The sequence below is a fragment of the Paenibacillus forsythiae T98 genome (assembly GCF_000520735.1).
In the GTDB taxonomy this organism is placed as follows: domain Bacteria; phylum Bacillota; class Bacilli; order Paenibacillales; family Paenibacillaceae; genus Paenibacillus_AQ; species Paenibacillus_AQ forsythiae.
This window is the reverse complement of sequence record NZ_ASSC01000549.1, coordinates 1-11,065: the sequence shown is the minus strand read 5'-3', so window position 1 is coordinate 11,065 and position 11,065 is coordinate 1. Positions and strand designations below refer to the sequence as shown.

The window sequence follows — 11,065 nt, the reverse complement described above, 5'->3', positions numbered from 1 at the left end:
CTGTTAGCCACTATCCTGCGGCTTGCCCGGTGCGCCCTTGATCGGCTACGATAGTGAGAATCAACGGATCATGGAGGGGGGAGGGCAATGGTGCAAAAGAGAAACTTCAAGGACTCGATCCGCCGTATGTTTTTGCTGTATGCTTTTGTTCCGATCTCTCTTCTGTTCATCCTGTTTCTGATCTTCACTGTCGTCAACGCCCGCTTTATGCTGATCCATCAGACCAAGGAAGCCGGCAAAGCGATCCGCTCTTCGCTCGGAGAGGTGTATCAAGCCTACTGGGAGGAAGTGAACCGGATGGCCGAGCTTCCCGAGGTGATTGACTATACCGATACCCGGCGCGGCAGTCCGCGTGTGTACGAGGAATTTTACAATTTCAATAACCGTCAGCAGGTCAAGAGCATCATGCATATTCTGAGCAGGAGTGGCGAGATTCTGACTTCTTCCGCCAATCTCGGTCCGGAGTCCTCCGATCATGCGCTGAAGGCTATCGTGCTCCGGATGTCCAGAACCGGGCAGGCTCTGCTGGCCGAGAGCAACCATATCCGCTTTTCCCATGACCGCTACACCGTGTACACTTTTGCGAAGGAAATCCGGAAGGATGGAAAAGTCATCGGGTATCTGGCTTACCAGTTGTATGAAGAGGATTTTCAGAAGCTGATTTTTGTGCGGAATAATGAAATCGCGATCGTGACGGATCAGCACCAAACGATAATTGCCACCACCAACAACATTGTCAGGGGACTTCTGAACAAACTAACGCTTGAGAAGGACAACGGATATATTGTGATTAATGACGGGAAGTATTACGGCAGCGAAACGTCCATTCCCCTGGCGCAGTGGCGTGTATATACGCTGAATGCCATTCAGTTGCAGAACTATATCTACCTGTCGCTCGTTGTGTTCTTCACGATTGCCAGTGTGCTGCTTCTGTTTCTGATTCAGGCTCTTGCAAGGAGGGTCTCTTCCCGCCATACCCGGGCCATCGACAAGCTGATCTACGCCGTCAGAGAACTCCAGGCCGGAAATATGCAATCCTATGTCCATATCGACTCCGGGGATGAATTCGAGACGCTGGCGAACCAGTACAATACGATGCTCGCCCGTCTGAATGAGCTGCTGGCCCGAAATGAAGAGCTGTCCGACTTGAGGAGAGTGTCCGAGGTGAAGCATCTTCAGTCGCAGTTTCACCCTCATTTTATCTTTAATGTGCTGGAAACGCTGCGGTACGCGATTGTAGTCGACAACAAGTTTGCGCAGGATATTGTGCTTATTCTGTCCAGGCTGCTGCGCTACAGCATCAGTACGGAAGGCAGCACGGTGATGCTGAGGGATGACCTGAATTATGTCGGGGATTATTTGAAGCTCCAGCAAATGCGGTTCAAGGACAGGCTGAACTACACGCTGAATGTCAGCGAAGAGGCCATGGACGCGCTCGTTCCGAGGCTGATGCTCCAGGTCGTCATTGAGAATTCGATAAAATACGGCTATCGGCAAAAAGATCGGCTGCAAATTTCCGTTAACGGATACGTAACCGGCCCGGATCTGACGATCGAGGTCAAGGATGACGGCGGGGGGATGAGCGAGGAGCGGCTGCGGCAGGTTCGCGAAATTATGCTGGACCCTGACAACCGGTCGCCGCATGTCGGACTCAACAACCTCAATCGCCGTCTGGTTCTGATGTATGGGGAACGCTACGGCGTTCACATCGACAGCGTTGCCGGAGAAGGCGCCGCAGTCAGGATCATTATTCCTTACGGGAAGGAGGCCGCCAATGTTTAAAGTGCTGCTGGTTGAAGATGAAGAGATGATTCGTAAAGGCCTGCGCTACACGTTTGATTGGCTGGGGGCCGGCTGCATCGTCATCGGCGAAGCCGAGAACGGCGAGGCCGGACTGGAGCAGATCCGCGCGCTTCAACCCGATATTGTCATCGTCGATGTGAACATGCCCCTGATGGACGGGATTACGATGATCGAGCGCAGCGTTCAGGAGGCCGTCTGCAGCTATATTATTTTATCGGGTTATGATGAGTTCGGGCTGGCCAAGCAGGCCATTCGGCTTGGCGTCACGGAATATTTGGTGAAGCCGCTGGAGCAGGAGCAGCTGCTCGGCGCCCTGGAGCGGGCCAAGCGGCAGGTTGAGATGAAGAAGAAATATGATGCGTTGATCCAGGCGGCTTCGGAGAGCGAGGAGGAGATTTACGCTTCGTTAATGAAGCTTCCGGCCGGGTCCTCGCATTATGTCTCGAAGATGATCGAGTACGTTCAGGTGCATTATGCCGATAAAATCAGCATCAACGATCTTGTGGACCGGCTCGGAATCAGCGCCGCTTACCTGAACAGGAAATTCAAGAGCGAGACGACCTATACGTTCAATGATTTTCTGAACCGTTACCGGATTCAGCGGGCGATGGACAAGCTGAAAGCCGGCGATGGGAAGATCTACACGATCGCTTCGGATGTGGGCTTCCGGGATTACAAATATTTTATCGCCATCTTCAAGAAGTACGCGAACTGCACGCCCGGCCAGTATCAGGAGCAGTTTGGCGTTCGCGAAACGGAGATATAGGGGCCGGCAGCGCCTTTAGGAGAGCTGTATTTTTCGGCTGAAATTTGGGTGCTGTTACGGCTAAAGATCCGCAATCTCGTCAGGCTGTTGGGTCGTTAGGCAAGGGCGGAGCGCTTACGGACTCCCTCTCCACCAGCGTGCTGATGATGGCGATATTCTCTCCCGGCTTATCAGGCTTGGCGATCCGTTTCAGCAGGGTGGCGACTACAGCTTCGCAGGAATATCTGATGTTCATATCCATCGTTGTCAGAGGGGGGATACAATGCTTGGACAGCTCGGTGTTGCCGCTTCCGATTACGGATACGTCCGCCGGGACGGACAGCTTCCTTGAGTGAAGGAACTTGATCAGCTCAAGAGCGGTAAAGTCATGGTCGCAAATAAACGCGGTGGGCAGCGAGTTCAGCCGGATCAGCTCCAGCAGTCTTTCCTGATAATCCGCTTCCGTATCCAGGAACAGATCCTCGCGGACCGGCAGTCCATGCTCCTCCAGCACAATGGATAGCCCAAGCATCTTCTCCTTGTTGCGGTAAAACCCCTTGCTGCCGAGAAAGCCGATGGTCCGGTGCCCGTGATCCATTAAATATTCCCCCAGCTTGTAGCCTGCGTTCAGGAAGCTGAACCAGACGCTGTCATAATTATAGGCAGGGGAGTAGCCTGTAAAGAATATAAGATTGGGAATCTGTTCATGGATGAAATGAGCGTAAGGAATGTTAAAGCGGCCCAGCATGATGACGCCGTCAAAGTCTGTTTCTTTGCTCATTTTGTAAGGAAGCTGCAGCCGGGTTTGGGTTTCTTTATCCACATATTCCGCATCGTAGTCCGCCTCCGCCTCCTGAAGAACCTTCTCAAGCCCCTGGTACATGGCGCTGAAGTTGTTGCTGTCATGAATATAAGGGTCCTGATGAAGCAGAAGTATTCTGGGGCTTTCGCCTTTCTTTCCCTTCCTGTATCCCATCTCTTTGGCTGTGCTCAGTATCCGGCGCTTCAATTCCTCACTAATTCCGGGCTGCCCGGATAGCGCTCTGCTGATGGACACGGTGGAGGTTCCAAGCGCCTCCGCCAGATCGGCAAGGGTAACCTTCTCTTTCCTCATACAACGACCTCCACATTTTGAGTGATTGCAGCATTATATTACTTAATTTATTTTAGATAAATTTAAGTAAATTGCAACTACAAAATTAACGTTGAATTTAATGGTAAATTCTATGCTTCACTCTTTTGTCAATAAATAATGGGAATATTTTATTGACTATTCCTGTTTTCAGGTCTAAAATTCAAGCTACAAAAAGAAAATATATTAATCACACCTGAACACTTGGATATATTCGGTAGATATTTTAAGAAGTTTTTAGATTAATAATTAAGTAAATAAATTAAGTTGTTGCAGTAAAATTAAGCTGACTTAACAAATAAGAGGCCGAAATACTGTCTGGTGCGTTGTGCTGCGTATGGACATGTATTTGCGGTCTTTTTCATTTAGGAGGATTTCAATGAGCCAAGCAGTTCACCCTCTGGAGAGAAGCGGCACCGCTTCAGCCATCCCCAAGCTATCCGTGAACAACCTCGAAATTATCTTTGAAAATCCCGCGACGGGACTAAGGACCGAGGCGGTTAAGGGGGTTAACCTGGATATCCGCCAGGGGGAATTCGTATCCATTGTCGGCCTGAGCGGATGCGGCAAAACTACCTTTCTGAATGCGATCGCCGGGCTTGTCAAGCCTAGCGCAGGCAGCATCAAACTGGATGGCAAATCCGTAGAGGGACCCGGGCCGGACCGGACGGTAGTCTTTCAGAAGCCTTCCTTGCTCCCTTGGAGGAATGTGTTGAGCAATGTCATCTATGGTCTGGAGCTGCGGGGCGTCAGGAAGGACGAAGCCAGGGAAAGGGCGGCGAAATATATTAAGATGGTTCACTTGAACGGCTTCGAGAAGCATCTGCCTCACCAGCTCTCGGGAGGAATGCAGCAGCGTGTGAATATTACAAGAGCGCTGGTATGCGAGCCGGAGGTGCTGCTCCTTGATGAGCCGTTCGCCGCGCTCGATGCGATAACCAGGGAATCGATGCAAAATGAGCTCTTGTCCCTGTGGGAGAACACCGGCAAGACCGTACTGATGGTGACGCACCAGATTGACGAAGCCGTATTATTGTCCGACCGCGTCATTGTGTTCTCGGCCAGACCGGCCAGCATCCTGGAGGAGATCAGCATTCGGCTCCCCAGACCGCGGACACCGGAGCTTCGGGATAATCCGAGGTTCGATTACCTGGCTAAACGGATCTGGGAACTTATTCACTCTACTGCGGAAAAGAAGGTGAACCCCGAATATGAAATCTGAAACGGGCATATTGAAGGAAGGGCGCGGAATGGTCCGGGGAGTGCATCTGAGCCGGAAGAGGAGGAAATCCGTCGAAAGCTTCCTGTGGGGCGGCGGAGTGATCTTTCTGGTGCTTGCCGTCTGGGAAATATGCAGCAATACCGGGGTCATTAATCCGATGTTCTCAAGCTCCCCTTCCCGTATCGCAAGAACCGGCTTGGCGCTTATACGGGACGGTTCTTTATGGGTCCATATTAAAGCCAGCGGCACGATCTTTATTCTCGGCTATCTGATGGCGATTGCCGCTGGCATCCCTCTGGGCGTATTGATGGGATGGTTTAAGAAGGCCGGGCTGGCCTTCGGCCCGCTGGTGGCGGCCTGTTATACCACGCCGCGCATCGCGCTGATGCCCCTGTTCATCATCTGGTTCGGCCTCGGCATGGGCTCTAAGCTCGCTCTTGTGTTCCTGAGCGCGGTGTTTCCCCTCATTATCAACATGCAGACCGCCGTATCGAATCTGGACAAGGATTTGGTCAAGGTTGCGGCTGCCTATGGAGCAACGCAGCGTCAAGTGTTCTTTACGATCGCGCTGCCTGAATCCATTCCCTATCTGATGATGGGGCTTAGATTGGCTACGGGCCGGGCGCTTCTTGGCATAGTCGGCGCCGAGGTGTTCGGCGGGTCGGAGGGGCTTGGCTATCTGATTCAGTATGCGGGCGCGACCTTCCAGACGGACAAGGTGTTCGTCTGTGTGCTGGTCATCGCAGCCGCCGGAATCTTCATGGACAGGGGACTCTACCGGCTCAATAAGCGCTTCGACGGCTGGCGCAGCAGGGAAGACTGACTGAGCACCGCCGCCGGTAAGACAGGGTTGCCCGCAGCGGTGATCCGGATATTAAACAAAGGAGAGAAAACAATGTCGAAAGTAACAGCATTTGCAGGAGTGGATGTAGGTTCCCTGGGGACGAAGACGGTAATCATGGCGGAGGGTGAAATTATCGGCTCGGCCATTATCCGGACCGGAATCAATACGGAGGAGAATGGATGGAACGGGCTAAACGCCGCGCTGGAAAACGCAGGATTGACAAGGGACGATCTGGCTTATGTGGTAGCTACGGGCTACGGACGCATATCGGCGCCTTACGCCAACAAGACCGTTACGGAAATCACCTGCCATGCCAAGGGCGCGCATTATATTCACCCGCAAACGAAGACCATTATTGATATGGGCGGGCAGGACTGCAAGGCCATCCGTCTGGATGATGACGGCAATGTAGCCGATTTTGCCATGAATGACAAGTGTGCGGCAGGCACAGGGCGGTTCCTCGAAGTGATGGCCAATGTGTTCAAGGTCTCGCTGGACGAGCTGGGACCGCTCTCTCTGTCCGCAACGGAGGTTCTTCCCGTCAGCAGCACATGTACGGTGTTCGCCGAATCGGAGACCGTATCGCTCCTGGCCCGGGGAGAGAAGCCGGAGAATATCATTGTCGGCATTCATCACGCCATTTCCAAGCGTGTAGGCGGCATGTTCTCCAGGGTAGGGGTGCAGAACGACGTGTTCTTCTCGGGCGGCGTGGCGAAGAATGTCGGCATGCGGAAGGCGCTGGAGGAAGCGCTTCAGATCAAGATTGTGGAACCGCGCAAGGACCCGCAGCTGGCCGGCGCCATCGGCGCGGCGGTTATAGCGGAAAGCGCCTGGAAGAGGGGGAGATAGCATGACTTTACAATCGGTTGAACTTATTCGCAAGCGTGTGGCGGAACGTCCGGCAGAACTCGCTGAAGCAAGAACTAACGGGCAAAAGGTAGTGGGCTGGCAGGGCTACAATCTTCCGGAAGAATTGATTTACGCTCTCGGTTTGATTCCGGTACGGATCGGGGCGGGCGGCGATGACCGGCTGGTTGAAATCGGGGCGAGATACATTTCTACGAAGAACTGTGTATACGTCCGCGAAACCGTGGGCCTGTTCGCCGAGAACAAGGACCCGATTGTTCAGAACACCGACTTTCTCGCTTTTGATGCGACATGCCTGCAAACCTACCGGACGGCTGAAATTTTGGAATATTACTTCAATAAAGAGGTCGTCGTTCTCGGCGTTCCCCGCAACTTTTACTGGCCGGAGGCTCAGGTCTACTTCACGAAGGAAGTTGAACATTTCACGGGCAGGCTGGAGGAGTTGTCCGGCGCTCGTCTTGATCATGACAAGCTGGCGGAGACCATCGAGCTGTATAACCGCATACGCGGCGCCATTGTGGAAATCTATGAATATCAGGCTGAGCGGGAACGGCTGATCTCCTGGGAGGAGACCTATGACATTATCCACGCCGGCTACGTTCTGGACCGCAAGGAATATCTGCGGATGCTGGAGGGTACGCTGCGGGAGCTTCAGGAAGCGCAAGGGCGTCCGGCTCCGGAGGAGGAAGATGAGGCGCGCATCTTCATATCGGGCAGTGTCATCCCTCCAGGCGACAAGAAGCTGATTCACATTATTAACGCGGTAGGCGGAAGAATTGTCGGCGACGACCTGTGGTCCGGCCTGATCCCTTATCTGGACGTTCACATTGGCGAAAATACGGTGGAGGGCGTTGCGCTGGCATATATCAACCGGACGCCGCATGGGGCGCTGCCTTATCTGGAGCTTGAAACCGACAAGCGGATCAAGCGCCTGAAGGAACTGGTCAAGAACTATAAAGCGCATGGCGTCATCTACCATACCCTGCGTTACTGCGATCCGTATTCGTTCAAGGCCAAGGAGACCAAGGATGTGCTGGCGGCCGAAGGAATCCCCCTTCTGGAGATACATACCGAATACTCCGGCTCCGACTATGAAGCGATCCGCACCCGGATTGAGGCTTTTGTGGAAATGCTGAAGATCCGAAATTTTGAGACGCTGCGCAATTAAACGGGCATCTACGAAGCAACCCTATAAATATTAAGAAGAATAATGAATGGAGTGGAGCAAGGTGGGAGGAAGAGGATTGAGAAGAGTGGCGGCCATACTGCTTGCCGTAACAATGGCATGGAGCGTATCGGGCTGTGCCCGGGGCGGCGAAGCGACGTCGGGCGGGGCATCCGCAAGTCCATCCGGTGCAGCGGCCGGTTCGGAGACTTCGAAGGAGCAGGTCACCATTCGTTTTGCCAATCTGGCGGTGGGGCTGGAGAGCGCGTACCATCAGCTTGGTATTGAGCATGGGATTTTCAGTAAATACGGGATTGATCTGCAGGTGGTGAACTTTACGAAGGGCGGCGCGGAGGCGACGGCGGGCGTTGTCAGCGGCCAGGTCGATATGGGATCGTACGGCACGCCTATTTTGACGGGAATCGCCAAAGGGGTGGATATGAAAATCGTAGCCTCCCCGCCGATTAAGGAGAGCCCGTTCTATCTCGTAGCCAAAAAAGGGATTACAAGCGTCCAGGAGCTGAAAGGGAAGACGGTGGCTACGGGGGCTTTCGGTGGAGGGAATCATCAGTCCTTTGTAAAGATTCTGGAAAAAAACGGGATGAAGGAAAGCGAAGTTAATGTGGTAGCCACGGGCGGAACCGATGAATACATGATTCTGCAATCGGGTAAGGCGGATGCGATCGAAACCGTTGAACCGGTGGTGTCCAGACTCGTTGCCGACAATATCGGAACTTTGCTCGTAAAGGCGGCCGATGTGTACGGGGACTATCAGCATTTTTATGTATTCGCTACAGGCGATTTTATTAAAGAACATCCCGAGGCGGTTCGTAATTTCCTGAAAGCCAGCCGGGAATCCCATGAATACGCAAGAGATCACTTCGAAGAGCTGGTAGCCAAAGGGAAGACGCTGGTCAATATGGACGAGAAGATTATCCGCGAGTTCTACAAGAACAACATCGCCCAGTGGGATTTAAGCTTCAAGGTCAATGTGACGGGCACGGAGAATGCGGTCAAGATCATTCAGGGGCTTGGCGAAATCGACAAGAACGTCGTCTTTGATCCGAATACCTGGATAGATTCCAGCTTTCTTGAGTAGGTTCGAACTCGATAGAAATTGATTGATTACAGGAGGCAGACATGGCTATTAATCAGGATTTGTTTCATTACCCGGAGGCGGCCAAGGAATTATTTATCCGGACGGAAGATATTACGTTCCGTGACGGAACCCGCGTGTCCGCAGAGGAAATTTGGGAGTTTCTGACCAAGGAAGCGCCTGTGCGCTTTCCTCACGCTTTTGACAACGGCCGTTACAACCGCAACCGCATTTCGGGCGATATCGCTCTTCCCTACTCGCTGAAGGACGAGTATCTCTCCCTCACCTTCAACGACCGGATGCTAAAGGCCAAACAGAAAGGGATTCCGGTGGCCTTCGTCCAGGGCGGCCAATGTGTCGATCCCTATTATGCGGCGGGCGCCATTGCCCTCCGCCCGGCCAGCGTCAACCAATGGGCGGCCTGCCAAAGGGAGGGCGTCACGTTCACACAGGCGCAGGTGCTTCGGGAGGATGACAAGGAGCGGGCGTCCCAGTCGATCAGCTTCGAGGTCTGCAATACGGCTGGCTATGAGTATATTCAGGAGGGATCGCTTCCCGTCGACATGATTGCCCCGTACTCCTGCCTGCGCTGCTCGGATGTCTCCTACAGCCTTGAGGCGCACCGCCATGGCAAGCGGCAGGACGTCAAGCTGTTTCTGGGCGATTTCCCGATGGCGGACCAGAAGAATAAAGAATGGGCGGTAGAGTATTTCGCGGAGAATATCAAGCGGCTGATTCGGAGCATAGACGAGCTGACCGGGAGAGAGACGACCGAGGAGGATCTGCGCAAAGAAATTATTCTTCATAATGAGGGCCGCCGGTTGTCCAGAGAAATCGCTGAGCTGTGGTGGGCGCCGGATACGCCTCCCACCAACGGCAAAGACCGCAGAGCCATCCTGCAGATGGGTGGCATGGAGGTTCATGGCGACCCGGAAGCTTCGCTATGCGTTCTCCGCGAGGGCAAGCGTTTCATTGAAGAGCGCGTCCGCAAAGGGGTAAAAGGACACGGGTTGATCGATAAGCCGGCGCGGATTTTTCTCTGCGGTTCATGCGTGTTTCCGAGCGATTACCGGATCGAAGAGGGTGGGGGCGTTATTGTCGGAACGGATAATCACTGGAGCAATATCTCCACTCTGGTAGAGGAGACGGGCGACCCGTACTATAATCTGGCTAAAGCGACTCTATCCTACCCGTATGAGCAGAACGTCTATGAGCGGGCCAAGTGGACCGCCGAGCAGATTCGAAAATCAAGAGCGGACGGTGTGCTGTTCATGTACAACTGGGGCTGCAATACACAGTCAGCCATGGCCAGAATGCTGTGCGACGAAATCAAGAAGCTGGTTAACGTGCCCACGCTGATTATTGAGCACGAGTTCCAAGCCTCCCAATCCGAGCAACTGCTGAACCGGGTCAGCGCGTTTGTGGAGATGCTGTAGGAACTGATATTCTTATTTTATTATAATAAGGGCCGCCTACGCTAACGGGTAAGCGGCTCTTGTTATATGACCTGGAAACGGAGGTTTACCGGTGAATTAAGCCGGGTGACCGTCATCGATCATGATTTGGCCCTAAGGAAGCTCACTTGGGATATTTGAAAGACTGTGAGGCGCTCCCTCTCCACGAGGTTTCATGAACTTACGATGGATTAAAGCTTCGGCAACGGAAAAGCAAGACAGCATTTTTTCAAGTGTATTATTAACCAGAGATAGCTCTTCATCCGAAAATAACTTGCTCAGATCGTCATGAACCTGTTCTTCGATTTGACGAATCGCCTGAACCTTTTGCGTCCCCGTCTCAGTGAGCTGCAGTAGCACATACCTCCCGTCTTTGGGGTCGGCCACTTTATCGACAAGCCTGTCCTTCACCAATCGCTCAATTAAACGGGATGGGCTGCCCGTTTCGCACACCAGCAGCGAGCCTAGCTCCTTCAGAGTAATCGGCTGCCATTGGTTCAATATCAGAAGGACCTCCGATTGTGCGGGAGTCAGGCCGAGTGGTTTCGTGTATTCATGGAGCTGCCGGCTCCCTAACCGTTGAGCAGCCAAAATATAATATCTGAACCGTTCGGCTTCGAAATGGGATAATGGCATAAATGTTCCTCCGTGAGTACTAATTAATGAGTTGCGGTGTTACTTGGGGGTCATGGTTGGCCAGAATCAATCGGCAATCATCTCTTGATGCGAATTCCTGA

General features: G+C 53.0%; 10 protein-coding genes. 8 read left to right on the top strand and 2 right to left on the bottom strand.

All coding sequences use genetic code 11. The features are described from left to right. Positions 1-87 precede the first annotated feature (87 nt). Positions 88-1,782, top strand: coding sequence for a sensor histidine kinase (locus tag L692_RS0117265; protein WP_025701358.1), 1,695 nt, complete (start codon positions 88-90; stop codon positions 1,780-1,782). Continuing rightward, positions 1,775-2,569: a response regulator transcription factor gene (locus L692_RS0117260; protein WP_025701357.1), complete on the top strand. Its 795-nt coding sequence runs from the start codon at positions 1,775-1,777 to the stop codon at positions 2,567-2,569. Before L692_RS0117265 ends, L692_RS0117260 begins: the two co-directional genes overlap by 8 nt. A gap of 79 nt (positions 2,570-2,648) precedes the next feature. Here the strand turns inward: L692_RS0117260 and L692_RS0117255 are convergent, their stop codons facing one another. Beyond that, positions 2,649-3,662 carry a LacI family DNA-binding transcriptional regulator gene (locus L692_RS0117255; RefSeq protein WP_025701356.1) on the bottom strand — a complete coding sequence of 338 codons (1,014 nt, stop codon included), beginning with the start codon at positions 3,660-3,662 and terminating at the stop codon, positions 2,649-2,651. Positions 3,663-4,059: 397 nt separating this feature from the next. On the opposite strand from L692_RS0117255, the gene L692_RS0117250 reads away from it, so the two are divergent. The 6 genes from L692_RS0117250 (at position 4,060) to L692_RS0117225 (ending at position 10,310) form a co-directional block, all read left to right on the top strand. Further along, on the top strand, positions 4,060-4,902 hold the full coding sequence (locus L692_RS0117250; RefSeq protein ID WP_025701355.1) for an ABC transporter ATP-binding protein: 843 nt from the start codon (positions 4,060-4,062) through the stop codon (positions 4,900-4,902). Beyond that, positions 4,892-5,725 carry an ABC transporter permease gene (locus L692_RS29210; RefSeq protein ID WP_025701354.1) on the top strand — a complete coding sequence of 278 codons (834 nt, stop codon included), beginning with the start codon at positions 4,892-4,894 and terminating at the stop codon, positions 5,723-5,725. The genes L692_RS0117250 and L692_RS29210 overlap by 11 nt, the downstream gene beginning before the upstream one ends. Before the next feature lie 72 nt (positions 5,726-5,797). Further along, positions 5,798-6,595, top strand: a complete 798-nt coding sequence (locus L692_RS0117240) for an acyl-CoA dehydratase activase (protein WP_025701353.1) — start codon at positions 5,798-5,800, stop codon at positions 6,593-6,595. 1 nt (position 6,596) lies between these two features. Continuing rightward, complete coding sequence (locus L692_RS0117235; protein WP_025701352.1) at positions 6,597-7,781, top strand: 2-hydroxyacyl-CoA dehydratase subunit D; 1,185 nt, start codon at positions 6,597-6,599, stop codon at positions 7,779-7,781. A gap of 85 nt (positions 7,782-7,866) precedes the next feature. Then, positions 7,867-8,877, top strand: a complete 1,011-nt coding sequence (locus tag L692_RS0117230; protein WP_232238813.1) for an ABC transporter substrate-binding protein — start codon at positions 7,867-7,869, stop codon at positions 8,875-8,877. 41 nt (positions 8,878-8,918) lie between these two features. Next, on the top strand, positions 8,919-10,310 hold the full coding sequence (locus L692_RS0117225) for a 2-hydroxyacyl-CoA dehydratase subunit D (RefSeq protein WP_025701350.1): 1,392 nt from the start codon (positions 8,919-8,921) through the stop codon (positions 10,308-10,310). Positions 10,311-10,442: 132 nt separating this feature from the next. Here L692_RS0117225 and L692_RS29205 read toward each other — a convergent pair whose 3' ends face one another. Further along, positions 10,443-10,964 carry a MarR family winged helix-turn-helix transcriptional regulator gene (locus tag L692_RS29205; RefSeq protein ID WP_025701349.1) on the bottom strand — a complete coding sequence of 174 codons (522 nt, stop codon included), beginning with the start codon at positions 10,962-10,964 and terminating at the stop codon, positions 10,443-10,445. Between the last annotated feature and the right edge of the window lie 101 nt (positions 10,965-11,065).

Coding starts and splice junctions, on each gene's coding strand:
- L692_RS29205 (WP_025701349.1), bottom strand. CDS start 10,964: ATGCCATTATCCCATTTCGAAGCCGAACGGTTCAGATATTATATTTTG.
- L692_RS0117225 (WP_025701350.1), top strand. CDS start 8,919: ATGGCTATTAATCAGGATTTGTTTCATTACCCGGAGGCGGCCAAGGAA.
- L692_RS0117260 (WP_025701357.1), top strand. CDS start 1,775: ATGTTTAAAGTGCTGCTGGTTGAAGATGAAGAGATGATTCGTAAAGGC.
- L692_RS29210 (WP_025701354.1), top strand. CDS start 4,892: ATGAAATCTGAAACGGGCATATTGAAGGAAGGGCGCGGAATGGTCCGG.
- L692_RS0117235 (WP_025701352.1), top strand. CDS start 6,597: ATGACTTTACAATCGGTTGAACTTATTCGCAAGCGTGTGGCGGAACGT.
- L692_RS0117255 (WP_025701356.1), bottom strand. CDS start 3,662: ATGAGGAAAGAGAAGGTTACCCTTGCCGATCTGGCGGAGGCGCTTGGA.
- L692_RS0117250 (WP_025701355.1), top strand. CDS start 4,060: ATGAGCCAAGCAGTTCACCCTCTGGAGAGAAGCGGCACCGCTTCAGCC.
- L692_RS0117240 (WP_025701353.1), top strand. CDS start 5,798: ATGTCGAAAGTAACAGCATTTGCAGGAGTGGATGTAGGTTCCCTGGGG.
- L692_RS0117265 (WP_025701358.1), top strand. CDS start 88: ATGGTGCAAAAGAGAAACTTCAAGGACTCGATCCGCCGTATGTTTTTG.